The sequence below is a fragment of the Luteolibacter sp. genome (assembly GCF_039920825.1).
Lineage (GTDB): Bacteria > Verrucomicrobiota > Verrucomicrobiia > Verrucomicrobiales > Akkermansiaceae > Luteolibacter.
The window spans coordinates 1-26,740 of the sequence record NZ_JBDSCX010000041.1 but is presented as its reverse complement, the minus strand read 5'-3'; the positions used below and the strand labels follow the sequence as shown (position 1 = coordinate 26,740).

The following is a 26,740-nucleotide window of genomic DNA, read 5'->3' as shown; positions in this document are numbered from 1 at the left end:
AGCCCCGCCCTTTTGTTAGGAACTCCTTTCTCCTAAGGCAGAGAGACTCTCTAATATTTCCCCCCGTCCCGAAACTTACTCCATTCGAGGGAGTTTCTTCGGTAGCCATGCTCCCGAAAGCCGATAAACCCTGGACTCTTTTCGAAGCCGCCCACCTCCTCAACCGCGCGGGCTTCGGCGGCAGCCCTTCCGAGATCAAGGCGTTTCACGCACTCGGCCGCGAGAAAGCCGTCGATTCGCTCCTTGCTCCCACCGAGCCGATCGACGCGTTTCCGCCCCCGGCATGGAGCACGGACGAAAAGGCGCTCGCCGACATGCAGATGCGCATCGACCAGCGCCGGGAAATGCAGAAATCCCTGCACGGCCTCTCCGCGGCGGATGCGGACAAACTGAAGCGCGAGACCCAGCAAGCGATCCAGAAGGAGGCCCGCCAGCAGGCCTTGGAAGCGCAGGGCTGGTGGTTCCGCCGCATTCTCGTGAGTCGCGCTCCGCTGCGCGAAAAAATGACGCTGTTCTGGCACGACCATTTCGCGACCTCCATCCAGAAGGTGAAGCAGCCGGTCCTTCTGGTTCGCCAAAATGAGATGTTCCGCGCGAAGGCATTTGGCAGTTCCAAGGATCTCACTCAGGCGATCCTGATGGACCCGGCGATGATGCTCTACCTCGACACGCAGAGTTCGAAAAGGGACCACCCTAACGAAAATTTCGCCCGCGAGGTCATGGAGCTCTTCACTCTCGGCGAGGGAAACTACACCGAACAGGACATCCACGAGGCCGCCCGCGCGTTCACCGGCTATCAGCTCAACCGCACCAACGGAACCGTCTTCCATAACAAGCGCCAGTGGGATTCCACCGACAAAACGGTCTTCGGCAAAACTGGCCCGTTCGACGGCAAGACCGTGATCGATCTCATCTTCCAGAAAAAGGAAGCCGCCCGTTTCATGTCGAAAAAGCTCTGGGAATTCTTCGTTTACGAAAACCCGTCCGCACCCGCGCTCGAGGCCCTAACTGACAATTTCGCGAAGGCGGATTTCCAAATCGGTCCCCTGCTCCGCGAGATTTTCCTGTCACGGGAATTCTATTCGGAAGCCGCCATGCGGACGCAGATCAAATCCCCTGTCCAGTATTTGGTCGAACTCCTCAAACAGCTTGAGATCAACTCTCCGCCTTACGGATTTCCGATCACTGCGGAACAACAGCTCGGCCAGGTCCTTTTCATGCCGCCCAACGTCGCCGGCTGGGATTGGGGCCAGGCGTGGATCAATACCAACACCCTCCTCACCCGCTACAACCTCGCCGGATTTCTCACCAAGGGTGCCGAGGGTGACCCGACCGCAATGGCCAACGAGCAGGTGAAAACGCCCGGCATGGCCCCCGCTCCCCAGCGCATGGGCCGCGGCTGGAAGGGGCCCGACTACGAGAAAATCGCCCCGCGCTCGCTCCGCGACGATCCGGCCGCCCTCGTCGACGCGCTCATCTATCGGTTTTTCCAAAGCCCGCTTCCCGACAAGGCACGCGGCTCGTTCATCGAATACGCCACCTCGAAAAAAGGTGAGATTTTCACCAACAAGGAAACCGCCGAACTCTGCCACCTCATGCTCAGCACGCCCTACTATCAGCTCTGCTGAAATTTCCCAACTCTTGATTCTTGTCTCTGGACTCTAACTTATCAACCTCATGAAAACTCGCCGCGATTTCCTCCGCTCCACCGTCCTCGGAGCTTCCGCCGCCTGGACGGTCCCGATGTTCATCGACCGCACCTTCGGCCAGCTCCATGAAGGGGCCCGCGACCTCGCCATCCAACCGGTCACCGGCAAGGACGACACCATTCTCATCGTCCTCCAGCTCGCCGGCGGAAACGATGGATTGAACACGCTCGTTCCCTACGCCGACGACGCCTATCACAAGGCCCGCCCGCGCCTCGGGAAAAAGGAGAAGGAAATCATCAAGCTCAGCGACCACGTCGGCCTCAACAACGCGATGCCGTTCCTCGGCTCGATGTTCAAGGAGGGCGATCTCGGCATTGTCCAAGGCGTCGGCTATCCGAATCCTAACCGCTCGCACTTCGTCTCCACCTCCATTTGGGAAACCGCCGACACCTCCAACCACTCGCCGACCGGTTGGTTAGGCCGCTATTTTGACAACGCCTGCCCCGGTGCGGATCCCACTGTCGGCATCAGTTTCAACAAGACCCAGCCCGAAGCGTTCGGAGCGGTGAAAAACCCCGGCGTCTGCCTGAATTCCCCCGAACTCTACCGCTGGATCCACGGCGGCGGTGAAAGGGCTCAGGCCGAGGAATTCTTCGCCGACCTGAACAAGCCCGACGACGATCACAATGAAGACGAACCCTCCGACGGTGGCTCGATCGCCATGCCAGCCGGTGGCAAAACGGGCGGCATTTCTGGCGAGGGCAATCTCGCGTTCCTCGAACGCGTCGCTCTCGACGCCCGTGTCAGCTCCGCGAAAATCCTCGAACTCGCCGCCAAGCACAAGACCACCGTCCGCTACGACGGCACGCCCATCGCCCGCAACCTGAACTTGGTTTCCCGCATGATCGCCGGCGGCATGCCGACCCGCGTCTACTACGTCAGCCACGGCGGATTCGACACCCACAATCAGCAGCTCAATTCCCACGATCGCCTGTTAGCCCAGCTTGACGGCGCGCTGAAATCCTTCTTCGCCGACCTCAAGGAACAAGGAAACGACAAGCGTGTGGTGCTGATGACCTTCTCCGAATTCGGACGCCGTGTTTCCGAGAACGCCAGCGCCGGCACCGACCACGGCAAGGCCTCCTGCCTCTTCCTCGCCGGCCCCGGCATCAAAGGCGGCCTCCACGGCACCCACCCGAGCCTTACCGATCTATCCGAGGGCGACATCCAACACACCGTCGATTTCCGCAGCGTTTATGGGACACTTCTAACTGACTGGCTCAAAGCCCCGAACATGAAACCGATTCTAGGGGCTAATTATCCGAAGATGGGATTGATCGGGTGAGTGTCACGTTCAATCCAATGGTAGTCTTTGGATTTCCGCCTTCAGATGGAGTTTGTTTTCGGGACCGTTTCCAGCGCCGGAATATAACTCCTTGGACTTCCCTGTGGTCAGCAGGGTGGCCGTTTTGATTCGCGTTGTCAGTTCAGGATTGGTCTCATCCTCAAACCGCAGGCCCATGTCGAGGATGTCACCGGACTCTCCAATGGTCGGCTCAATCTCCAATCGGCGCTTGATCACTTTCTCATCCGTCACCCGCGACAGGCTCGCTTTTTGCCCGGATTTCGCCACAAGTCGACACTCTCCGAATCCATCGAGGTTCGTTACCACCAACGCTGGTGGATCATAACAGACTGCCGTGAAAAGGGCTTCCACCATATCCAGTGATTTTTCATCCGTGGAGTGGAAATAAAAGCATTTGCGGATGGGATCGTAGCCCGAGAGGTTCTCACTCTCCTTAACCCGAGGTATGGTTTTCCCAAGCAATTCCTTCACGTCCAACACATCGTGTTTGAGCCAGGGATGCAGGAATTCGGGAGGCTTCACCGAAAGAAGACGCGGCAACTTCGATGGTGCCGCCGGAGCGGTATCAGCGAACGGGTCCGCATTTGGATTCGCACTCTGCGATCCAAGTGAAAGCTCCATCAGCCACTGAAGCGGCAGATAGCCAGTCAAAATCCAGCCTTTGCCAGCGGGAAAGCGCCTGGGTGGATTCGACACCGGCATGAGACGTTCGACAACATCTCCATCCTGAATCATCACCTGATCCTCTATCAGAGCCCCGCCCATTGTTTCGATCGAAGTGATCAACTCGAAGTCCAGACCTTGCTTTCCGTCGAAATCACGGGCGATCCAGAGGGGTTCTCCGGATTTCAATGTTGCCGCTGTTTCGATTTCCATCCGGGGTTGATTCGGCACCTGCGCCGAGCAAGTGACGCGGATGTCGGAAAGTCGTCCGGATTCCTCAATGGTCACCTCCGTGTCCAATTTCATGAGAGTTCCCGCGTCCCTAGATTCCGCCGTGGCACGTTTTCCCGATCTTCCGATCAAGGACATTGTTCCCACCGGTTTCGAATCCGCGCCGGGTGGCGCCAGGTTTTCGGGAACTTGGTAGAAATTCACCACAACACGACATTGCTTTGCTTGTTCGTCCAGCCGGAGCAATCCCTGGATCGCCGAAAGATCCGCCCAATCGCCCTTGGCGACAAGCTGGTCCGAGGTGGCGTTCCACACCAGCCAATCCAAGGACAGCTTCGGATCCGGTTTCCCATCGGGCATGACTTCCTTCAGATCCCACAGTTCGTCGCCCGGCTTGAAAAAAGGCGAGGATTCGGGAGCGGCCTCACGGCGGACAATTCCCTTGGTTTCAAGCCCGCTGCCAACATAATAGGACAACGGCACTTTCCACCCTACGATCTCCGCCGCCGGACAGACCAATGCCATCCGCGAGAGGAGAATCAGGCAGAGGAGGGTTTTCATTCCTTAACAAGGCGCAGAATCCGCCTTCTGCCACAAGTTGAAACCCTTGCCCGGCACGGACTACCCGCAGTTGAAAATCGCCCGCCGCATTTCCGGCAAACCCACCAGCGTGGCCAAACACTGCGCCGTCCTCAGGGAGTCAGGCATCATCGAGCGCGGCTGTGGGAATCCCTATAAAATCCGCCCCCACCTCATCGTCCCGGGTCAAGCCGCGCTCGACCTCGGTGCCGCCCTGATCCGCTTGGATCATGGGGCGTGAGGCGGGGCTCCGTGTTCAGGGACCCGCATTGAGAGCTTTCTTCGCCTGATCGGCGAACTCGAGCATGGCAGGTTGGCCGCGCTTGAGATTTGGCAGGGAATCGAGGTGGCTCAGGAGAGTCTCCCACGCCGCGCGGGCATCAGCCTTGCGGCCGGCTTGGGTGAGAAGTTCGGCCCGTTTTGCCATCCACAGTTCGGGCTGTGGCGTGTTTTTTGCGATGGCGTCGACGCGGGAGACGGCTGCATCGAACTTCCCGGCGGCAGCTTCCATTTCCAACGCGCGGGTGAGCAGCGGCGGAAGATCCCCTTGGATGGAAATCTGTTGATCGAGGGTCTTCAGGGCTTCGTCGCGTTCGTCGATGGAGACTAGCAGATCAACGGTCTCCATCACAAGCGCCACATCCGCCTTGCCGCCGCTGGCATCCAGAGCAGCCCGGAAATCGTCAAGCGCGGGGCCTGTCAGTTTGTCCTGCATGAAAAGCCGTGCCCGTGTGATGCGGCCCTCGACGTGATCCGGGAACGCGGTGAGGAGCTCATCCAGCAACTCCCTGCTTTTCGCCAGATCACCCTTGGCAAACAAAATCCGGCTGCGGACATAGTTGGTGGGAAATTTCCGCGGAGCGAGGCGGTCGGTCTCATCGCAATCTAGCAGCGATTGCTCGAACTGGCCGTTGCCGAGGAAAAACAAGCTCCGCTGGTTCCAGTTCGAGGCATCGGATGGATTGGCGGAAATGTTCTTGTTCATGAACGCCACTTCCTCCTCATACAGATCCTCGGGGTGGATCCAGACATTACGGCGGTCGATCTTGCCATCCATTTTCAAAGCCTTTTCCGCCTTTTCCGCCAGCAAGCGAATCGAAGGAGATTCGCGTTCGGAGCCAGGCAGGTTTTTCAAATGAAGATCGAGCGACTGCCAGACGGCACGGGATTCCTCGATGCGATTCGCCTGAGCCAGCAGCTCGGCGCTTTTCGCCGTCCACGGTTCCGGGTGCGGGGCTTTTCCCTGCATGGCCGCCACACGGGCGAGCGCGGCGTCGAAGTGCCCGGCCTTTGCCTCGATCTCCACCGCCTTCGTCACCAGTCGGGGAAGTTCTCCCAAGCGCTTGATCGCGTCATCTAGCAAAATCACAGCATCATCCTCACGACCGCCAGCCGCCAGAGCCTCCGCTTTTTCCAACACCTCATCCGCTTCCTGAGTGTTCGGGAGGACCGCTAGGATTACCGACGATCCCGGGGTCTGGGCATACGATGGGATAAGCGCCGTGCCGGTGAGAGTGGCAAGGGCCAGCAGGCCCCCGCGGAACCCGACGGGAATCATCCGTCGGGTTCCTGATTTTCGATCATTTTTCATAGGGGCAGTCAGCTGCGATCACTCCACACCGAGGCGGACGAAGATTTGCGGGGCCGCACCGTCACCGCTGATGGTGGCGGTGGCTTCCACGGTTTCCGGGTCCGCTTCTGGCGCGGAGACGACTGCCTCGGCGAAGTTCACGGTGTGGGCGCCGTCGCTTTGACCATTGCTGAACCAATGGATCATGTCAGCGGACCAGCGGAGGCTGCCGGAGACATCGGGGCGGTTCTTGGCGCGCGGATAGCGGACCTTGAAGGTGTTCCCACTGGCACTCGGAATTTCGAGAACACCATGGCTGTTCGCATCACCCGGAAGCGTGCCCATGAAGTATTCGATGATGTTGGCGTTGGCGTCGCCATCGGCGTCCTCTCCCGGCGCGCGCTTGGCGACATCCGTGATGTTCATGAAGTAGAATTGCTGGGAGGGATTGTCGGCAATGGTCGCACTCGCGGTGGCGGGGGAACCGGCGATGAAATCCGGGCTGGCTGCCAGGGTCATGGTGACGGTTTCCGATCCTTCAGCCAGAGTATCAGCAAACACCGTAAGTGACACGGTGACGCTGGTCTGGGTGGCGGGAATGGTGACGCTGCTAACAAATCCGGAGTAGTCGGCGCCCTCGCTGGCGCTGCCAGCGGCGGTGAGAGGAACAACGAGCGGAGCCGTGGTGGAACCGGTGCGGCTGATGGTGAAACCGATCGATTGGTCAGCGCCGTATTCGCCGGCGTCACTATCGCTTGCCGCAATGACGACTTCCGGCAGCGGGCCGGCCGGGATACTGATAGGGATGAACGGAATGGCCAGGATGCGGAGATCAATGGCTTCGTTCGCGCCGTTCACACCTTCCAGGTCCTGGGTGAAGACCCGGAAACCGTTTCCGCTGGCGTTCCATGCGATGAGGTTGTCAACGGCCGCGCTGGTTGCGCCGCCGTTCGTCGCATCCGCGGTGATGAAGAGGGTGGCGGTGTTAGGATTGATCACGCTGCCATCGCCGAAGGTGATGTCCACGCCATCGGTTCCGGCAACCGTCGTGATGCCGATCGCGCCGGAGGACTGGTTGGTGTTTGAAACCACACCCGCACTGCTGATCTTCGCGGCATAGACCCCCGTCGCCGCCGCTGGCAGATAGACAAATGTGAATTCATTGTCCTGGGCGCCGCCTGCGTTGTCGCGGGTATCGATCACCCACTGTCCGCCGACGATACGGACGGAGCAGACGTTGTCAGCAAGCGTGCCCGTATCGCCGTTGGTGAATGCGAGCAGGTTGCCGGCTACTGACAGACCGTTCACCGTGTAGGTGCCGCCACCGGTCTTCGAGATGGTCACACCGCTTGGCAGATTGCCGGAGATAATACCGCCGGTGGAGTTCACACTCGCACCTGTCCAACCGCTGGCGTAGGGCAGGAAAGCAACGCTGACACCCGCGCTCTGCTCGCTGGTGGTCGGGTTTGCGCCGACGGCGTTGTTGTTGGAATTGTCCAGCACGCTAACAAAGAGTTTGCCGGTGGTGGCGTTCGCATACGGCTGACAGATGTTGTCAAACGAGGTGGTGCCGGAAGCGATGGTGCCCGGGCTGTTCCAGTTCGTGGCGAGGGCGATACCGCTGGTGAATGGAACGCTTGTGCCGTTGATCTTGAGTTCCAGGTCACCCGCATCGGTGCCGGGGAGGTTGAACTGATGGGGCGCAGGACCCGTATGAGCCACCGTCCAGGTGGGCAGATCGAAATTACCCACGGAGAGGTCGCCGACAACCGGAACCGGAGCATCCGTGACAACGGAGATGTTCACCGATGCCGAGGTCGCCGTTTGTCCGATGCTATCGGTGGCGCGGGCGGAGTAGGTGTAGGTGCCGGCACCGACGTTATTGAGCGTGAGGCTGAATGGCGCGGTCGTGTCTTCACCTATCAGAACCGGAGTTGGAGATCCCGAGTAGAACTCGACTTTTGCGACCGACCCTGCGGCGTCGTTGGCATCCGCCGTGAGAGTGACGGTGGCGGGTGCGTTGAACAGTGCGCCGCCCGTGGGCGAAGTGAGAGCGACGGTCGGAGGCAGGTCGCCCGGATCCACGGTGATCGACGCCGAGTTGGAAACAGCACCGAGGCCGAGATCGTCGAACGCCAGGGCACTGACCGTGTAGTTCCCTGGTTGCACACCGGTCCAGGTGAATTCATACGGAGCGGTGGTGTCCTCACCCAGCTTCGTTCCGCCGTTATAAAATTCCACGCGGCTCACGCTGCCGTCATCGGTCGCGGTGGCGGTGAAACTAACGGTGGCGGGCGAAAGGAAATTCGCACCCGTCACCGGAGTATCCAGAGTGACAGAAGGTGGCACGCCACCCGTGGTGCCAAATCGGCGTGAGCTGGTGCTGGCGATATTCACGCCGTCGGTGGCGGCCGCATACCATTCGTAGTTATCGTTGGCTTGCAGGCCGTTCCAGTCGATGGATGCGGTGGTCCCGCCGGCCGGCACTTGGACCGTGCCGAGCGGCACCCAAGCGGCGGCCGAGTTCTGCATGTTGTAGGACAAGTCGTATGGCCCGTCGAAGTGAGGAAGATTGTCGGATAGATTCGCCGCCCGATTTTGCGTTGGCGACCAGCTCTCCACGTGGATGCGGTTGTTCGCAGGCGAGAAGGTCAGGATGCGCAGCAAGCCCTGGCCACCGTTCGAGAGCCCCTGATAGTCGGACAGGATGGTATAGACTTTGCGTCCTTCAAAAGTGTCCGAACGGAAACCTTCCGCGTGAATGTGACCGCAGAGCATGAGGAAGAGGTTCGGATTGTCCTTGAGGTTTTCATAAATCGCCGAGCCCTGCGGGCTGAAGGTCGCGGGATTTCCCTGACCGATGATGGAGTGGCTGGTGACGATCGCGCGACGGTTCGGATAGGTCTTCAACAACGCGTCCGCCCAGTCGAGGATCGGTTGGTTAGGCGTTGTATCGTAAGAGAGGTGGATCGCGATGAAGTCGAGTCCGCTGGCGCTGAACAGCTCGTAGTTGTTCGTATTGTCGGTGCCGTAATTTCCACCCCAATAGCTGCGGCCCTGGAAGCGGGAGAGATTGAAGTATTGATTGTAAAACGAGGTCGAACCGGTGTCGTAGCTGCCAATCGGATCGATGTCATGATTTCCGGGAGCAAGCCCGTAGGGAATGCCGTTGGCACGCAGCGTGGCGACGGGATCTTCCAGATTGCCCATCGCGGCGCTGGCACGCTGCCATTGGATCGGGTTTCCATTGAAGTTTCCGTTTTCAACAAGGTCTCCCATGTGACTGACGAACGCCACGTTGCGGGTGTCCCGGTTGTCCACGATCCACTGCGTCTGAGCGCCGAAGGTGCCGACGAGCTGCTGGACGGTCACCGTATTAGCCTTCGCAGGCGAACCTTCCGAATAATACTGCGTATCTGGAATCGCCACGACGGAGAAATCCACGCCAGGAGCCACGGGCACTGTCTCGCGGCCGTAGAACGTCACGGTCATCGGGTCGCCATCCGGATCGACGACGGACGCGTTCAGGGGAACCGAGCTGCCGGTGACGGAGGCGTTGTCCGACGGAGTTTCCAGGGTGACGACGGGACTTTGGTTAGGATTCGTGGCAATGGTGAGGTTCACCGCCGCGCTCACTTTGCTTGCACCGAGGTCGTCGATCGCGCGCGCGGTGACGGCATAGTTACCGACGGCCGGCGGGTTCCAAACGAAGTTGAAGGGATCGCTCGATCCTTCACCGACTTTCACGCCATTCACGCTGAATTCGACTTTCACCACCGTGCCATCACTATCAGAAGCATCCGCGACGAATGTCACCGGATAAGGCATGAACGATGAAGCATTGTTCTGCGGTTCCTCCATCGCGACCGATGGAGCGGCGTTGACGGCAGTGAACGGCGCTCCCTCCACCCACGCCGGGCCATTGGTGAGTGTGCCGACCGACACGCCCGACGAGCTGGAAGCCATGAGGCCGACGCCTTCATTGAAACCGAAGCGTCCGAGCAGCCCACTGCCGCTCGAAAGCTCGGTGGCCATCGATGCGGCGATCTCCGTCCCGGTGCGGGCGTGGTTCCAGACGCGCGCCTCGTCGATGACTCCGGCGAACGCGCCGTCGGCCACTCCGGACGAATTGAACGCCGAGCCGATGCCGAAATGTTGGATGGAGTCGAAACGGGGAGCCGCACCCGCGGCGGCGGTCGCCGTGCCGACCTGCACACCGTTGAGATACATTTTCCAAGTCGTCGTCGCGTTGTCATAGGTCACCGCCGCGTGGTTCCAGACGCCGTTGGCGATCGGTGTGTTCGTCGCGGTGATCGGATAGTTTTGTCCCGAGGTCAGGCCGGCGGCCGGATAGGTTTCGAAATCCGCCACGAGCAAACCGCTGGCATTGATACCGAAGAAAATGTCGCAATCCACGTTGCTGCCATCGCTTTCGCCGCGGCCTTTTCCGAAGAGCGGCACCCCGGAGATCCCGCCACTGCCGGAACTCGATGCGACACCCGTGCCCGTCTTGCGGAACCAGCATTCGAGGGTCAGGCCATTGCCGGGTGAACCGCCGACATTCAACTCCGGCGCGGGTCCCATCGTGACATAGTCATTCACGCCATCGAACTGCAGGGCGGTGTTGGCGGGAATATTGTTAGAATCAAAAGCCACCGTGATCGTCGTGGTGGCGCTCGACCCCGTGGAACCGTTGTTGTCGACAGCGCGGGCCACATAATTGTAAGCGCCGTTTGCCAATCCTGTATCGGTGAAACTGTAGGGGGGCGTGGTGTCCGTGCCCACAACGACCCCGTTGCGAAGGAAATCGACCTGCGTGATCGTACCGTCCGTATCGGCGGCATCGGCCTCGATCGTGACCATGCCGGGTGAGGTGATCGCGCCCGATGCCGGAGCCGTGATGGAAGCAGTGGGGGCGATATTGTTCAGTGCGAGGAACGCGAAACTGAACATTTCCTCAGCCGTGGAACCACCGTCCTGCAGCGTTGGCAGGGCAGTCGCACCGCTGAGGTCGCGGCTTTCGATCACCCAGCGGCTGTTCGCGTTGTCCCACTGATAGGAGACGACGTTATCGAGAGTGTTGGCGCCACCACCTTCGGGACTGATCATCAGCACGCCCGTGGTGTTGTTATGACCCGGGATCGAGAGATACCACTGTCCCACGCCGCCCTTGGTAAGTGTATAGCTGCCGCCGCCGGCTGAAGTGGTTCCGCCACTCCGAACCCGTCCCGTCGCGACAAGTTGGTTTGTTCCGACCGCCGCCGTTGGAAGGTAAACGAAAGCCACCGGATCCTGTTCGTAGGCGCCGCCATTCACACCGTTATCATGCACCCAAACGGTGAACGTGCCGTCGGCATTGGCCTTGGCGGCGGCGTAGTTGTCCTCGTTTTTCGCGCCGGTCACCAGCAGGATGCCATTGGCGGCTGTCGCGGATTGTCCGAAGGAGGTGAGCGAGGTAAGATTCACGGTGGAAACTCCGCTACCCGCATCGACAAACTGCGTGCCGAGATTGATTCCGGAGCTGGCAGTTAGGGCGTTGTTGGCACCGCCGTTGGTTCCCGCGGAGTTTCTGGCAAAGCCGCCGAGCCAGGTGTTATAGGAAAACCATGCGCAAGCTGTATTGATATTGACCTCGTCGCCCTGGGCCGTGCGTGCGACTGGAATCCAATATTTGTTCGGATAACCGGAACCCACGAAATCAACCATGCTGGAAGCGGTGAAAAGCGTGCTCGTTCCACCCGTCGGGATGGTGTCGCCGGATGCGACATTGTCCCGTGTGGTCTGCGTGACACAAGACATCACCACTCCGCCGGCAACATCATTTGGAGTACCGAAACTCACATCATAGTCACCACGATTTCCACCGAGAATCGTAAAATTCTGAGTACTGCCCGCTCCTTTGGTCAGGGTGACGGACGTGGCGGTGTTGTTCGCGTCGTTCTGCACGACATTGATATTCCCGAACTCGATCGATTGTGCGTTAGAAAGTGCGGGAAACAACAGCAGCGTGGCTGCGGAGAAGAATATCTTGCGTGGTTTCATGAAGCTGGAGGTGTTTGTGAAGGATTGTTATTAAAAAGAAGCCGGAGGCGCGGCGACGGGCTGCGGTGCGGACTCGCCCAACGCGTGCTGGGCCCTATTGAGAAGTTCCGCGTTCTGCGGGTAGCCGCGTTCGAGATTCGGCAGGGAAAGAAGCTGGTTCCGCAGCGCGATCCACGCTGCGCGGGACTCGGCGGAGCGGCCCGCTTTTGATAGAACGAGCGCGCGCTCCGCCATCCAGGGCTCGGGGCTAGGCGCTGTTTTTTGCAAGGCATCGATACGCCCGAGCGCGGCTTCCCACGCACCTCGTCCGGATTCGATTTCCAATGCGCAAAGGAGTAGCGACGGCGTGTCTCCCACCGTCTTTAAACCTTCGTCAATCACGCGACTGGCTTCCTCGGGCCGTCCGGAATCCTTGTAAGCCTTTGCCAAATCAACAACCAGATCCGGATTCGGAGACGTTGCCAGATTCATCGCCTTCTGAAAATCAGCGGCCGCCTCCGAAGGCAGACCCAGGTTCAGCAGCACCCTCCCGCGGGTGGCGAGACCATCGCCGTGATTGGGATTTCCCCCCAGGAATCCATCCAGAGCCCGCCTCGCCTCTTCATCCCTGCCTCCGACGTGCAGGGATAACCCTCGCAAATAGCCCGTGGGATAACGGCCCGGCGCAAGGCGTTCGATCAGCTTGATTTGCATGAGACAGGCCCGCCATTCATCGTGGCCGGCATGTGCTTCCGCGAGTTTGAAACGGAGTCCGGTGTCGTTGGGTGTCTCACGTAATTCCGCGCTGAGCGTATCCACCACATCGTGATAGGCACCGTGGGCATGCAGTGTTCCGCATAGGAGACATGTGAGCCCGACAAGCGCCACTCGGCTGCGAAGATGATGCCGTGCAAGGAAAGAAACAAAGTTTCGTCCCCATGCCCGAACGCGACTAGTCGTGCAACCTCCCATGACGTGCGGAAGCTGTGCTGGCATTGCGAATCGGACAAAGAATCATCGGTGAATAATCCGCCACAAACAGAAAACCCTCCCTCCATGCAGGCAGCCATCGGTCGGCCGAATTCAACCTAACAATAATTCACGCGGGCATTCGATCAGACGAATGAATCAAAGAAACATTCCACCACAAGTTGAAACCCATTCACGGAATGGTCACCGTCGTCTGTGGCAACCGGAATCATTTGATCCAATGTTGCTAGATAAAGTTCGCCTGTCCATCCAACCGCTCCTCAGTTTCAAACCTGCCTCCGCTCATCAGAATCTTGCTAGAAAAGCAGGTGCTGCGACGGTCGCAGAACAAAGGGAACAAGGTTCCCTTCACACTGCTTGAACTCGGCGAAAAGCGATCAATACGACTTCCAATTTCCCGCTCGGCGCTTCGAGTTTCAACTCCACGGCAGATCACTGGGGAGGAAGCGGCGGCGGAGTCGCCTCGCCCGCCGCGTCTTTCCGGCCGGATGAACGGATCAGTAAACCACCAATAAACAGGCCGCCGATCATCATGGCGATGCCTGTGCCCATGGACGGTTTTTTCCCTTCCTCCAAGATGATCGTGTCAGGTGCCAGATTGTCATAGAGCTCGCGGATTTTCCGGGTCTTCTTGTCATCGGCATCCAGGCCGAACTGGACGACTCCTTCCACCGGCCGGGCGACATGGAGTTTGTCGAGGTTCGACATGACGTAACGGTCCATCGCGCCGGAGCCGGGCCCCGACTTGCCGATTTCCTGAACCTGATTGTTGAATTCCAATAACGCGGGATCCTTGGTGAGAACCAGCACATGGATTTGGGTTTTCCGGGAATCCGTCTGAGGCGGGACCAGCGGGATATACAACTCGTTCGCCTTGCCCACGCCGAACGAGCTGGTGTAGGACGAATTCATGGTATCCAGCACGCCGCCCTGGATGCGTAGCCATTCCGCATCCGGCTTCTTCGCGATGAGCGAATCGATCGTGATCTCGGTGACTTTCCGGTTTTTAAATCCTGTATAAATCGATTGTCCGCCCCCAATAATGAGGCCGAGAGAAAGCAACGGCAGTAGGCAACCCAAACGCATGAAGCACAGCCTAGCAGATAGCAGCCGGGCCCTGTAAACCCTAAAATCGAATGATTTTCGCCACGCGGCCAGAGGACATTCCATCGGAGGTTTGGCGGGAAATCATCCCATCACGGCATCGACAAACCCCGTGCCCGGTGCTTTGTTTCCCCCGATGATGGATGGCTCACTGCTGGTGCTCGGAATTGCCGGGCCTGAACTGACACCGGAGGAAGCGGCGCTTTTCCGCAAGCTCCAACCGGCGGGCTACATCCTTTTCACGCGGAACATCGTCTCCGCCGTGCAAACGCGGAAGCTCACCGACGACCTCCGCGACTTGTCCAACGAAATGCCGATCATCGCCATCGACCAGGAAGGCGGGCGGGTCACGCGGACCAAGGAAATCGCCCCGGCCGCGCCGTCGGCACCGGCGCTCGCGGCCGCCGCCAATATGATGAAAACAGCGGAAGCCGGAGCGTTCACCGGTGATCTGTTACGGCTGCTGGGTTTCAACCTCAACTTCGCGCCCGTTCTCGACCTGGATCATTTTCCGGAAACCCAGAACGCCCTCCGCGGGCGTTGTTGGGGCCGCGATCCGCAGCGCGTCATCGACCATGCGGGCCAGTGGAACCGATGGCTGCGTAAGCGGTCCATCGCGAGCTGCGGAAAACATTTCCCCGCCTGCGGCCGCGCGCAGTCGGATCCGCACCACGATCTTCCGTCGTCGCCGGCGACACTCGAAGAACTTCTGCGCGAGGATGTGATCCCTTACACGGCGCTAATGCCGGAGCTGGATGCCATCATGCTGGCTCACGTGGACTTTCCTAACATCGACCCGGATTTCCCGGCATCGCTCTCGCCACGGATCATCCGGCGCTTCCTGCGCGACCAGCTTGGATTCGACAGACACCTCGTCCTAACGGACGATCTCGACATGGGAGCGATCACCACCCGCTACGGCCGGGGACAGGATGTGAAGCTGGCGATCGAGGCGGGAAACGACATCGCACTCATTTGCCACCGGACCGACACCGCGGAAGCCGCCGCCCGCGCCATCGCGGAGCTGCCGCACTGGATGACGGAGGAAGCCCGCGACCGGGTGGAGCGCTTCCGCCGGAAAAAACTTCACGCCCCGCTCGTCTGGTCGGACAAAAAATGGCGGGAAACTTGCGATCATCTGGCAAGACTCGCCGCCGAAATCCCTGAAATCGAATCTGTTGGGACCAACAGCCCGGTGGCGGATTATTGATCGGGTGATATCGCGCTTTGACGGCAAGGCGGAACCTGATACGTCCCGCTCCGATGAACCAAGTGCATTTGATCGGCGGGGAAAAGGGCGGTGTGGGCAAATCCGTGATGTCGCGGGTCTTCGCCCAATATTGTATCGACCGCAATATTCCCTTCCAAGGCTTCGACTCGGACCGTTCGCACGGTTCGTTCATGCGGTTCTATCAGGGATTCGCGGAGCACGTGGAGCTGGAGAATTTCCAAAGCCTCGACCACCTCGCCGAAGCCGCGCTCCAAGGCGACGACGGCACGCAGGTGCTGGTGGACCTCGCCGCACAGAGCAGCTCGTCGCTGCGTGGCTGGATGGATGACACCGGCGTGCTCGAACTTTTCCGCGAAGCGGGCGTGATGGTGAACTGCTGGCACATTCTCGACGACGGCCGCGACTCGCTGGAAATGTTAGGTCGGCTGTTGGAGGATTTCAAAACGGAAGTCCGCTATGTGATCGTTCAAAACTACGGACGCGGTGCCCGTTTTGATGCCTTCCAAGCCTCGCCGCAGAAATTGCGCGCGCAGGAACTCGGTGCGAAAATCATCGAGCTGCCGAGACTTCACGAAGGATCCATGCGGCAAGTGGACCATTCGAACTCCAGCTTCTGGGCTGCGATCAATGCCTCGGAAAACGGCGATCAACTCTTGGGGATTCTCGATCGCCAGCGCGTGAAGGTGTGGTTGAGGAAGGTTTATTCAGAACTCGATTCGCTTGGACTGAGCCGGCCAACCCGCCCGTTCTGAAGATTGCCCGCGAAAACACCGAGGTTCGTGTCGTGGAATTTTTCCTGAATTTTTTAAATGCAGGTCCCGTCGAAGGGGCTACTTTCCCCAAACACATTCGCCTAGACATCCCTATGAAATCCATCATCTCCAAGCTCACCACCGCCGCAGTTGCCTTGTTCGCGGTGGCCGCCGTGACTCCTGAAACCAAAGCCGCCAACGTCACTCTCGACGGCTACGGCTATTACTCCCTCGGCACCAAGGTCACTTTTTATGGCACGGCCCCGGCACAAAGCGGCCGCTACAATAACCTCGGCGCGGATTATTATCACAAGATCAACTACAGCATGGATTTCATCACGAACCGTTCGAGTTCGGGGTCCGGCTCGTTGAGTTGGGAATTCTGGGCCATGCCTTACTATGATTCCAAGAGCGGCATCATCCTCATGACGCGCAGCTTGCAACCGATGCCTGGGGGAACTTCCGTGAAGGAAGTCAGCAAAAGCGGCTTGGGAATCTATCTCGATAGACGCCGTTTCCCGGAACAGAATTTGTGGGAATACACCAGCAGCGGGTGGAAATTCCGCGACTACCTGACTTTCCCTCGGAAAATCTGGCTCTGATGTGATCCAATGATTCCCTCTCGTGCCGGGATGCCGCCAAACGGATCCCGGCACTTCTGCGTTCTGGCTTGCGGATCAGCTTCAAAATTCTCGTTTTTCATCTTATGAAACCTATCACCCAATCCATCGGAGTTCTCGCCATCGCACTTGGTTGCGGCGCGGGAGGGTATTTCCTCGGGAAAAATCAATCTAACACCTCCAGTTCCGTCGATCAGGCAGGAGCACGGATTCATCGCGAGGAAAGCCACCCATCGGTCCCTGGCCGCATCGGCGCACCGGCGGTTGATCCCAAGGCATTGCGCGCGGCGCTGGATGCCGAGAAAAATCCGCTGACCCGCTTCAAGCTCGCCCTGCAAAATCTTGAGGGATGGGTGGCGAAAGACCCCAAGGACGCCCTCGCGTGGCTCGCCAGCCAACAGGCAAGCGATCGCCGCGATGATGTCATCCGCATGGCCCTGAATCAATATTCCGACATCGACGCGAAAGGTGCCGCGGACTGGGCGATGAAAAACCTATCAGGCAACGACCTGAACAACACGCTGATCGCCATCGCCGAGAACTGGGCACGTGAGAACGGCGCGGAGGCGGCATCGTGGTTCCTAACACTCCCCGTCACTCCTGAGCGTGACGCGGCGATGGAGAATGTCCTTTTCAACTGGGCGTCCAACGAGCCCGCCGCAGCGCTGGATTTCCTCAAAGCCAATCCCGGCATCGCCGACCTCGCTCCCACCCTGCGTCGCGCGGCCTTGGCAGGTTGGGCGAAAAGCGATCCCGTAGGAGCCGTCACCTCCAGCTTGGAGCTGAGCAAGGCGAACAACGATCCGGATCAATTCGCCAACACCGTCGCAAACTGGGCGACCATGGATCTTCAAAGCAGCTCGCAATGGCTGCTCGCCAAGCTCCCACCCGGTGCCGAGCGCACCGCCGCCGCGCAGGAGCTCGCGACGATTTACGCCCAACAATCGCCCGAAGCCGGCGTGGCCTGGCTGGATCAACTCGCCACCGGTGCGGAGCGTGATGGCGCGGCCAGCGCGTTGGTCGCGACGTGGTCACGCATCAGCCCGGCGGAGGCTGCCAAATGGGCGGTCTCGCAGAACACGGGGACTTTGGCGCCGGATGCGATGGCAATGATCGCGCAGAATTATTTCATGAAGAACCCAAACGCTTTCGAAACATGGCGCGCGGCTCTTCCCGCAGGTCCCATGAAGGAACAGGCCAGCCACATCGGCGGAGCGGGAAAAGACGAATGACCGAAGATCTAACGCGTCATTTCCCCAGCATCCAGGAAATGTGTGGCGTGTAGAGATTCGGCTCCAACAGGAAGGAATCGTGTCCCTTGTCGGAGTGCACGATGATGTGCATGACATCGACCTTCGCCTGTTCGAGATGTTTCACCAACTCGGCCTGCTCTTCCGGATAGAAGCAGAAGTCCGAGTCGATGGAAAACACCAGCCAGCGTTGTCCGGCAAGGCGCGCGCGCTCGAACAAATCCGCCGGGGTTTCCGCATCGCCTTCTTCCGTCGCGTCATAGCGTGACCACATGTCGATGATCCGCAGGTAGGTGTTCGCATCGAAGCGTTTCACGAATTTCTTCCCCTGATGGAGCATGTAGCTCTGGAACTGGTCGCGCACGCGATACCATGCTAACACATCATCGGGTTGCACGACATCCTGCCGCGCGCGCTTCTCGATGGAATCCAAGTGGACGAAGGTCTTGTGGGAAATCATCCGGGCGAGGACGAGCCCGTAAAGCGGGGCCTCCGCATCGTAGTAGTCGCCACCGTTGAAATGCGGATCGTTCTCGATGGCGAGGATTTGCTCGAAAAGGATCAGGCGGTTGAGAACCGTGGTCTTGAATCCGGAGGCGATGATGATCACGTTATGGACCCGCTCCGCGAAACGGGTGGCGAATGTCATCGCGACCAGACCGCCGACAGACGGCCCGACGACCGCGTGAAGCGAATCGATTTCGAAATGCTCCAATAAGCGCGCGAAAACCTCCACCTGGTCGGCAGCGGACACGGCGGGGAATTTCGAGCCCCACGGCTTGCCTGTTAGCGGGTTCACCGATGCGGGTCCGGTACTGCCGTAACAGCCGCCGAGATAGTTCGCGCAGAGGACGAAATATTTATCGGTATCGACCGCTTTGCCCGGTCCGATCATCGACTCCCACCAGCCATCATGCATTTCCGGTTGCCACAGTTCGCCGACACCCTCGATGGCCGGATTCGTCCCCACCGCGTGATGGGAACCGGACAGCGCGTGGAACAGGAAAATGGCGTTCGAGCGGTCGGCATTGAGCTCGCCCCAGGTTTCGTAGGCGATGGTGATTCCCGGGAGCTGCCCGCCATCGCGAAGCCTCACCGGGTCCGTCAGGCTTCCGGTTTGAAAAAATTGGGTGACTGTCGCGGCGGGCATGCGCGAAGCCTAGACAGCCCCCGCCACACAACGCAAGGGAGACATCTTGCCACCCGGACCGCGGGCGGCTATCGGTTTCCCATGCTCCGATTCGTGGTTCCCGCATTGATCCTGCCGCTTTCCTTTCTGCTATCCGCCTGCGGCCCGGGAGGTGGTCCGACCATGACAGGAAATGCGCGGGTGCCGGGCGATCTGGGTTTTCTCCCTGCACGGGCCGAAAAAGGCACGCTGTTCCGTTATTACCAACCGAAGGCGGCATCGGCATGGAAGAACAACTGGACGTCCGCCTATGACCTCACCGGCGTCTCGTGGAACGAATCAGCAGCTGCGACACTCATCGCTCCGCAATACGTGGTGATGGCGGCCCATTTCATCCGGAATTCCCACTCACCGATCATGTTCCATGACAAGCGGGGCAATCCCATCGAGCGCTACGCAACCACCGTTAGATCATTGCCCGGCTGCGACGTCGCCGTCGCCAAGCTGAACCTGCCGGTGCCTTCGGAAATCAAACGTTACCGTTTCGCCAATGCTACCGACGCCACCATCGGCAGGCCCGTGATCGTGACCGACCAGACGAGCACCCTGACGGTCCAGCGCATCGCGGCGGTCAATGGATCGGTCATCAGCTTTACGCCCATCCCCAACCTGAACCCGATCTATCAGCGTAATCTCATCGTGGGCGACAGCGGGCATCCGTCGTTCGTCGTGAAAAACGGCGACCTTTTCCTCATCGAAACCCACACCAGCGGCGGTCCCGGCGCGGGTCCGTTTTACGGCGATCCGGCAATCCAGGCGGCCATCCGCACGGCGATGGCGGAAATGGGAAATTGAGCAATCACGCGCGGGCGGTCGCGAGTTTACGCACCGCGAGAACCATCATGCCCGCGACGATTCCCCAGAATGCCGAGCCGATGCCGAAAAACGAAATGCCTGATAGAACGACGAAATAGCTGACGATCGACGCCTCCCGATAGCGTTCGTCAGCCGTCGCGGCGGCAAGCCCGCTGCCGATGGTTCCCAACAACGCGAGGCCGGCGAGCGCCAGCACGAGTTCATGCGGAAATGCGGCGAACAACCCGGCGATCGTGGCGCCGAAGATCCCGATGAGCCCGTAGAAAAATCCCGCGGACATCGCCGCAACGTAGCGTTTTTTCGGATCCGGATGCGCTTCCGTGCCCATGCAGAAGGCCGCGGTAATCGCCGCCAGATTCAGCGTGTAACCACCAAACGGCGCGACAAACAAGTTTGCGACACCCGACCAGCCGATCATCTTCGAAACCGGCGGATGATAGTCGTTCGCCTTGAAGACGGCGACGCCGGGAAGATTCTGCGACGCCATGGTCACGATGAAAAGCGGCAGCGCCACTCCGATCAACGTGCGGAATGAAAACTCCGGCGTCACCCACACCGGACGGGTGAATTCCATTGGCACCGCGCTGCCATGAAACCGACCTTGAAGAACCGCGATCACGACTCCCAACACCAGGATCACCGGCACATTTGACCGCGGCCAAAAATTCCTCCCTAGCAAATAGGCGGCGAACATCGGGAGAATCAGGCCTGGGTTCGATGGCGTCGCGGCAAAAGCATCGAGGGCGAATTTCGAAAGCACTCCGGCTAACAGAGCCGAAGCCATCGGCAGCGGCAGGCGGTTCATGATTTTTTCAAAACCTCCGGAGAATCCCGCGATGGTGATCATGACGGCGCAAGCGAGAAACGCGCCCACCGCTTGTGACATCGTCAAATGCCCCTCGGCAGCAGCGCTGGCGATCACCGCGGCGCCGGGGGTGGACCATGCGATCAGGATCGGCAGCCGATAGACGAGCGACAGGATGATGCTCGTCACCGCCATCCCGATTCCCAGCGCCCACAGCCACGACGCCGTTTGCTCTGGGGTGGCGGATAGATTTTGCGCCGCTTGAAAAATCAGCGCCACCGAACTGGTGAAACCGACCAACACCGCGACGAAACCGGCGACTATGGCGGAGAATGAAAAATCCTTGAACATCGGCGGCGCATCCTTTCCCAGCGCCTCAGCCGGCACAAGGCGCGAGTATTCAACCGTCCAGGGTCTTGGCGATCCAGTCCAACATCCGCTTCCGATAAGCTCCATTGTCATCGGAAAGGGCGGTGCCGTGGCGGCCGGATTTCACCTCGAACAAGGTCTTCGGCTTTCCCGCAGCTTCGTAAAGCTGAAGTCCTTGGGAAACAGGAACCACTTCGTCGCGGGTGCCGTGGACGACGAGCAGCGGGACAGGCGAAAGTTTTTCGACGAAGTCCTTGGGCGCGAGTTCGTCAGTGACAAGACTGGCCCCGAGCTGGCCGCCGATGACGCGCGCCATCGTCTGATAGGAAGCGAACGCCCCGTCGATGATGATGGCACGCAGGCCTTTCACCGGGGTCTCGCCGAGGGCGGTGACGGATTGGGCGCCGCCGAGGCTGTGGCCGTAGGAAATGAGCCGGTGGGAATCGATGTCGGGCCGCTTGAGCGCATAGGCGAAGGCGGCTTTGACGTCATTGATCATCCCCCGGCGATCGACGCTGCCACCGGATTTTCCGAAGCCCCGATAGTCATACATGATGACGTTGTATCCGGCCTCGGCGAGCCAGGCGCAGAAGCCGATGTGATAGCTGATAGATCCGGCGTTGCCGTGTGAAAAAACAACGGTGGCCTTGGCCAGTTTCGCCGCCTTGTTCTTCGCGGGGATGAACCAACCGTGGAGCGGCGTGCCGTCGCCCGACTTGAAATCGATGGTTTCGAATTTCAACCCCCATTTCGCCGGAGTGGACGGCTCGTCACGGGTGGGGAAATAGAAGAACTGGTTACCGCCGTTTTTCCCCACGGCTCCTTGTGCGAGTTGAGTGAGTTTGCCGTCTCGATCCTGTAGTAACTCACGCAGATCGACGGAAGGCGTTTCCTGAGCCGTGGAGAGGGCAAACGAGGCGAACAAGAGACTGAAAATGCGGACGCGCATGGTGACTAAATCGACACGCGGATCGGGATTTGTCGAGCGAAAGAACCCCGCACCGCAGCTTGCCCGGGGCGGATTGGCAGCTAGAGTCGAGTCGCCATGTTCGCACAAACCGCCTTGATTTTCGCCTCGCTCTGCACCGTTTCCCTTGCCGCCGTCAAATCGGGCAAGGCGTCGGCGGATTGGATCACCTCGTCCAAAACCTGCGAGGCGGGAATGCCCGTGAAAACCGGACTCAAGCTGGCCGTTGAGGAAGGATGGCACACCTACTGGATCAACCCGGGCGAGAGCGGCATGAAAATTTCCGTGAAATGGGAGCTCCCCGACGGCTGGACTGCGGGCGCGCCAGAGCATCCGGTCCCCAAGCGGTTCACGACCAGCGGGTTGGCGGGCTTCGGCTACGAGGGCACCGTCGTTTTTCCCGTCACCGTGACCCCGCCAGCTGGCTTCACCGGCGAGGCGAAATTGAAAGGGAAAGTCTCCTGGCTGACCTGCAATGACCGGCTCTGCGTCCCCGGAACCGCGGACCTCGAACTCGCGCTGAATGCCGGGGAACCCGCTCCGACCGCCGACGCGAAATTGATCGACGCCGCCTTGCGGAAGATCCCGCTGACCCCCGGAAACCGGATCACGCTCAAAGTCGTCGAGAACCCGAAAACCCTGCTGCTCACCATCGAAGGACTCACCAACAAAAACGTGAATCTCGGAGAATACGAAGTCTTCCCTGCGACGCCCCAAGTCATTGATTCCGCGGCGAAAATTCTATTCGCCAGCGACGGCGCGAAGTGGACCGCGGAAGTTCCGAAAAGCGAATACGCGACCAAAGCCATTCCCGAACTCACCCTCGTCCTCGCCGCGAAATCCGACCAGGCACCGATTTCACTGACGTGGAAATCCGCGAAATAAAAACCCATTCGACAACTCCACGACTTGCACCACGTTTAACGCTGAATTGAGAACCTCCTCCAACCTATGAAATCCATCATCCTCTCCGCCCTCGTCGGCGCATTCGCGCTCGTCTCCGCCACCGCAGCCGAAATCGGCCAAGGCGCTCCCGCCTTCAACGCCAAGGACATCAACGGCAACGTCGTCTCACTCGGCGAACTCCGCGACAAGGTCGTCGTCTTCGAGTGGGTCAACTTCGGCTGCCCTTTCGTGAACAAGCATTACTCGTCCGGCAACATGCAGAAGCTCCAGGCCGACTACACCGCCAAGGGCGTCGTCTGGATCACCGTGAACTCCGCGGCCAAAGGCAACGAAGGATTTCTGGAAACCCCTAAAATGGCCGAACTCGTGAAGGAAAAGGGCAACAAGGCCACCCATTTCATCATCGATTCCGATGGTAAAATCGGCAAGGCCTTCGGAGCCAAGGTGACGCCGCACATGTTCATCATCAACAAGGAAGGCATGCTCTCATATGACGGAGCCATCGATTCCAAGGCTACCACCGAGAAGGAAGATCTCGCCACCGCCGACAAACTCTTCGCCAACGCCCTCGACGCCGTCCTCGCCGGCAAGGAAGTGGAAAACGCCAAAAACCAACCCTATGGCTGCGGCGTGAAATACTGATTTCCTGCGGATTCTGAAATTTCGAACACCCTCGCGCCTCACCCGGCCGGGGGTATTTTCGTTTCTCGAACACGCGCCGTATCAGCCGGCGTTCGCCGCCTTCTTGAACGGATTGCGGTCCGGCGCATCATCATGCTCGATTCCCGTTAGCAGGCGCTTGATCAGCTTGTTCAAAACCGGCTGGCGATGCCGCAGCAGAACGCCGAAGGTCTCCGGCTTCGCACCCAGGGCGGCCTTCGGTTCCAGCGCCGTGCGGCCGAATGAAACCCGTTTGCAGCCGAGTGCGATTCCATCGCTGATGCCGACGTGCAGCAACCGCAGATAGATCGGGAGGCCGGACGCCGCCTCGCGATCAAATCCGATGTGATAGGCAATCGCCGTGTCCCCGTCGGCCAGCGTGATCAGGAAGCCAAGCACCGCCTCATTGCGCTTAAGGACGCTGAAGCGCAACCGCTCACCCGCCACCCGCTGCAATGCCGGGAAATAATCAGGTCCCAGTTCATACGGCCGGAAATCCGCATTGCTCTGCACCGCCTGATACAACTCGTGGATGCGGGATTGCAATACTCCCGCATCGGATACGGCTTCGATCGTGCAGCCCGCTTCGTCGATGGGTTTCAATACGCTGTTGCGGATCCCGCTGCGGTATTTGGACGCCAGGCTGGCAAGGTAGTCGTCGTGGTTTTTCCAAGCGGCATCCAGCGCCAACACCATGTTAGGCTCGGTCTCGACGTAGCGGTAGCTCAGATTTGATAGACCCGATGAGTTCTGCTTGTGCGGCCCGTGGATATCCTTGATCAGCACGAAATGGGTCGTTCCGCGGAGTTTGTCAGCCGTGCGGACGCGATACAGCACTTCCGCCACGCCGTGCCATGCGGTTTCCGGATCAACGCCCGGCGCGAATGCCACGCCGTGCTGGCCGTAGCATAACAGATTGCCGCAGGTCAGCACCCGCTGGCTCATCCGCGCGGCCAGTTTATCCAACGCGGCAAGCGGGGGCCTTTCCGCCGCGACCGCCTTTTTCGGCCGCACCTGCGCGACACCGATGTCAGCCAACTGCATGTAAACCGCGGCGACCGGCTTTTGTGCGCCATCGAAGATCAATGCATAACGCGGCGCGAGATTGTCGGGCAACACGGCCTCCAGCGCCGTGAGATAGGCATGCGACATAAAAAAGCCCGCATCGGCTGTTAGCACGTTCCATGCGCCGGCATCCAGCATCGCAAGCCTGTCGGCAATCGCGTATTCGAGTTGCGCGGGTCCGCGCAGGCGTTTGCGTTCGGCGACCGCGTCGCGGATGGCGCGGGCTTTTGATAGGATTTTCATGTGGAAGTTGGCTGATGTTCAGGGCTTGCCGAGTTCCTTTTCGATTTCCTCGATGGTCGGCAGGGTCCCCTTGAGTTTTTTCGGGAGCTTGCGGGTGAGTTGGTATTCGCTCACTCCGATGGCCTTGCTCATGCCGCGCAGGCGCATATTCCGCGACGAGGCCTTTTTTGTCCTGACAGAGGATGATGCCGATGCTGGGTTGGTCGTCGGCATGCCGCATCCGGTCGTCCACCACGTTGAGGTAGAAGTTCATCTTGGAGGCGTGCTCGGGTTTGAAAGCACCGCGTTTCAGATCGATGACGACGAAGCAGCGCAGCTTGAGATGATAGAAAAGGAGATCCAGATAGAAATCGTCGCCACCGAGTTCGAGGTGGACCTGCCGGCCGACGAAGGCGAAGCCGGTGCCGAGCTCGACGAGAAACTTGCTGAGATGCTCCATCAGCCCGAGTTCGAGATCCCGCTCCCGCGCCACATGGCCGAGGGTGAGGAAACCGAAGTTGTAGGGATCCTTGACGATCTGCTGGGCCAGGTCGGACTGGGGATCGGGCAGGGTTTGCTTGAAATTGGTGATGGCCTTGCCGTGGCGCTTGTGAAGGCAGGATTCGATCTGGAGCGTGAGGATGTTCCGCGACCAGCCGTTTTCCAAAGTCTTCGCCGCATACCAGAGGCGGGTGGCGGGGTCTTTGATTTTCTGAATGAGGATGACGTTGTGGAACCAAGGAATGGAGAGGATCTCCGGTGGTGACAATTCTTGCGCAGGCTGCGCAAGAATTGACTCTGACGCGTTGGAGGGAATCCCTGTCACAGGCTGTGACAGAATTGGATGGGTGGGGCTGGCTAAAACTTGCGCAGGCTGCGCAAATTTTGGCCGCTCGGGCAGATACGCGAGGTAGAAGGCCCTCATGCGCCAGACATTGTTTGCTGAAAAGCCTTGAATTCCGGGAAACTCCAACTGGATGTCGGATGCCGGTTCCTCGATCACAGACTTTCCCCATCCCTCCAGCTTTTGACGAGCGACGATCTCTTGTCCGATTTGCCAGTAAAGGAGATTCAATTCCCTGCTGACGGCGACATGAGCACGGACCTGGGCCGTGGCGACCCGTTGCTTGATTGCTGCCAGAAGCTCGAAATAGCTACTGGGGGAGTCCGTCAGTCCGGATGGGTCCTTGGAGCGTCCGGGCTTCGACTTCGGCACTTTCATTCGGCAAGGTTTGAACGAGACCGGAGGAATCTACCAGTTTCGTTTTTGCCGAGGGAGTTTCCGGGAAGTAGAGTCTCGGTCTGCCAGCATTTCGTGGCGACCGGTGATCGCCGCTACGCTGGCACCTTGTCCAAACCGAACGCGTCATACACCGCGCGGGCGGTGTCTTCGATGCACGGCTCGTCCACGGTCACCAAAGTCTCTCACACCGCTTTCCTCTTCGTGTTCCAAACAAATCCCAACATTTCGAGTTGCCGGACCCGGTCGGGACTTAGTTTTCCTTGCTTGAAGTGCCACCGCATGGTGTTAACCCATTTTCCGAGTTTCTTGTTTATCCCGTCTTTCTGCGGGACATTACAGTGTCCTTTGAGCTGGCCCCAGAAGTCCGGCCACTGATGGGCTAAACTAAGCTATGGTGCTGGGATGCGGGAGATTGATAGGAGAGCATGGGTTCTGAATCAAGGATGGAGTGGCGAGGAACACGAAATCGGCA

The 26,740-nt window shown here is 59.4% G+C and carries 19 protein-coding genes and 1 pseudogene; 10 read left to right on the top strand and 10 right to left on the bottom strand.

Translation table 11 applies throughout. The features are described 5' to 3' along the window. The first annotated feature begins 107 nt into the window (after positions 1 to 107). Both ABIQ96_RS11315 and ABIQ96_RS11310 read left to right on the top strand, forming a co-directional pair. A complete protein-coding gene (locus ABIQ96_RS11315; RefSeq protein WP_348214696.1) occupies positions 108 to 1,628 on the top strand; it encodes a DUF1800 domain-containing protein in 1,521 nt (506 codons plus the stop codon). Between the two features lie 49 nt (positions 1,629 to 1,677). After that, positions 1,678 to 2,994: a DUF1501 domain-containing protein gene (locus ABIQ96_RS11310; protein ID WP_348214695.1), complete on the top strand. Its 1,317-nt coding sequence runs from the start codon at positions 1,678 to 1,680 to the stop codon at positions 2,992 to 2,994. Positions 2,995 to 3,003: 9 nt separating this feature from the next. On the opposite strand, the gene ABIQ96_RS11305 is transcribed toward ABIQ96_RS11310, so the two are convergent. Beyond that, the gene (locus tag ABIQ96_RS11305; protein WP_348214694.1) at positions 3,004 to 4,470 is read right to left on the bottom strand and encodes a hypothetical protein; all 1,467 of its coding nucleotides are present in this window, start codon (positions 4,468 to 4,470) and stop codon (positions 3,004 to 3,006) included. 37 nt (positions 4,471 to 4,507) lie between these two features. On the opposite strand from ABIQ96_RS11305, the gene ABIQ96_RS11300 reads away from it, so the two are divergent. Further along, complete coding sequence (locus ABIQ96_RS11300) at positions 4,508 to 4,729, top strand: hypothetical protein (protein ID WP_348214693.1); 222 nt, start codon at positions 4,508 to 4,510, stop codon at positions 4,727 to 4,729. Between the two features lie 15 nt (positions 4,730 to 4,744). On the opposite strand, the gene ABIQ96_RS11295 is transcribed toward ABIQ96_RS11300, so the two are convergent. The 4 genes from ABIQ96_RS11295 to ABIQ96_RS11280 form a co-directional block, all read right to left on the bottom strand. Further along, positions 4,745 to 6,079, bottom strand: a complete 1,335-nt coding sequence (locus ABIQ96_RS11295) for a tetratricopeptide repeat protein (protein ID WP_348214692.1) — start codon at positions 6,077 to 6,079, stop codon at positions 4,745 to 4,747. An 18-nt stretch (positions 6,080 to 6,097) separates the two neighbouring features. After that, positions 6,098 to 12,100, bottom strand: a complete 6,003-nt coding sequence (locus ABIQ96_RS11290) for an Ig-like domain-containing protein (RefSeq protein WP_348214691.1) — start codon at positions 12,098 to 12,100, stop codon at positions 6,098 to 6,100. Between the two features lie 30 nt (positions 12,101 to 12,130). Beyond that, positions 12,131 to 12,898 (bottom strand): tetratricopeptide repeat protein, encoded by a 768-nt coding sequence (locus tag ABIQ96_RS11285; RefSeq protein WP_348214690.1) that lies wholly within the window; start codon positions 12,896 to 12,898, stop codon positions 12,131 to 12,133. Between the two features lie 603 nt (positions 12,899 to 13,501). Further along, positions 13,502 to 14,155, bottom strand: a complete 654-nt coding sequence (locus ABIQ96_RS11280; protein WP_348214689.1) for a hypothetical protein — start codon at positions 14,153 to 14,155, stop codon at positions 13,502 to 13,504. A 154-nt stretch (positions 14,156 to 14,309) separates the two neighbouring features. On the opposite strand from ABIQ96_RS11280, the gene nagZ reads away from it, so the two are divergent. From nagZ to ABIQ96_RS11260, 4 genes are all read left to right on the top strand, one after another. After that, positions 14,310 to 15,383 carry a beta-N-acetylhexosaminidase gene (nagZ, locus tag ABIQ96_RS11275; RefSeq protein WP_348214688.1) on the top strand — a complete coding sequence of 358 codons (1,074 nt, stop codon included), beginning with the start codon at positions 14,310 to 14,312 and terminating at the stop codon, positions 15,381 to 15,383. Between the two features lie 53 nt (positions 15,384 to 15,436). Further along, positions 15,437 to 16,156, top strand: a complete 720-nt coding sequence (locus tag ABIQ96_RS11270) for a mobilization protein (protein WP_348214687.1) — start codon at positions 15,437 to 15,439, stop codon at positions 16,154 to 16,156. A 113-nt stretch (positions 16,157 to 16,269) separates the two neighbouring features. Further along, positions 16,270 to 16,758, top strand: coding sequence for a hypothetical protein (locus ABIQ96_RS11265; protein ID WP_348214686.1), 489 nt, complete (start codon positions 16,270 to 16,272; stop codon positions 16,756 to 16,758). Between the two features lie 104 nt (positions 16,759 to 16,862). Beyond that, on the top strand, positions 16,863 to 18,008 hold the full coding sequence (locus ABIQ96_RS11260; protein ID WP_348214685.1) for a hypothetical protein: 1,146 nt from the start codon (positions 16,863 to 16,865) through the stop codon (positions 18,006 to 18,008). 16 nt (positions 18,009 to 18,024) lie between these two features. On the opposite strand, the gene ABIQ96_RS11255 is transcribed toward ABIQ96_RS11260, so the two are convergent. Continuing rightward, positions 18,025 to 19,176 carry a homoserine O-acetyltransferase gene (locus ABIQ96_RS11255; protein ID WP_348214684.1) on the bottom strand — a complete coding sequence of 384 codons (1,152 nt, stop codon included), beginning with the start codon at positions 19,174 to 19,176 and terminating at the stop codon, positions 18,025 to 18,027. 81 nt (positions 19,177 to 19,257) lie between these two features. Here ABIQ96_RS11255 and ABIQ96_RS11250 point away from each other — a divergent pair, with 81 nt between their 5' ends. Continuing rightward, complete coding sequence (locus ABIQ96_RS11250; protein ID WP_348214683.1) at positions 19,258 to 20,010, top strand: hypothetical protein; 753 nt, start codon at positions 19,258 to 19,260, stop codon at positions 20,008 to 20,010. 4 nt (positions 20,011 to 20,014) lie between these two features. Here the strand turns inward: ABIQ96_RS11250 and ABIQ96_RS11245 are convergent, their stop codons facing one another. Continuing rightward, positions 20,015 to 21,187 (bottom strand): benzoate/H(+) symporter BenE family transporter, encoded by a 1,173-nt coding sequence (locus ABIQ96_RS11245; RefSeq protein WP_348214682.1) that lies wholly within the window; start codon positions 21,185 to 21,187, stop codon positions 20,015 to 20,017. A gap of 49 nt (positions 21,188 to 21,236) precedes the next feature. Beyond that, positions 21,237 to 22,154, bottom strand: a complete 918-nt coding sequence (locus tag ABIQ96_RS11240; protein ID WP_348214681.1) for an alpha/beta fold hydrolase — start codon at positions 22,152 to 22,154, stop codon at positions 21,237 to 21,239. 96 nt (positions 22,155 to 22,250) lie between these two features. On the opposite strand from ABIQ96_RS11240, the gene ABIQ96_RS11235 reads away from it, so the two are divergent. Further along, complete coding sequence (locus ABIQ96_RS11235) at positions 22,251 to 23,057, top strand: protein-disulfide reductase DsbD domain-containing protein (RefSeq protein WP_348214680.1); 807 nt, start codon at positions 22,251 to 22,253, stop codon at positions 23,055 to 23,057. Between the two features lie 66 nt (positions 23,058 to 23,123). Further along, the gene (locus ABIQ96_RS11230) at positions 23,124 to 23,720 is read left to right on the top strand and encodes a redoxin family protein (protein ID WP_348214679.1); all 597 of its coding nucleotides are present in this window, start codon (positions 23,124 to 23,126) and stop codon (positions 23,718 to 23,720) included. Positions 23,721 to 23,801: 81 nt separating this feature from the next. Here the strand turns inward: ABIQ96_RS11230 and ABIQ96_RS11225 are convergent, their stop codons facing one another. Both ABIQ96_RS11225 and ABIQ96_RS11220 read right to left on the bottom strand, forming a co-directional pair. Beyond that, positions 23,802 to 25,046 carry a GNAT family N-acetyltransferase gene (locus tag ABIQ96_RS11225; RefSeq protein WP_348214678.1) on the bottom strand — a complete coding sequence of 415 codons (1,245 nt, stop codon included), beginning with the start codon at positions 25,044 to 25,046 and terminating at the stop codon, positions 23,802 to 23,804. A gap of 18 nt (positions 25,047 to 25,064) precedes the next feature. Continuing rightward, positions 25,065 to 26,247: pseudogene (locus tag ABIQ96_RS11220) on the bottom strand (PDDEXK nuclease domain-containing protein). Positions 26,248 to 26,740 lie beyond the last annotated feature (493 nt).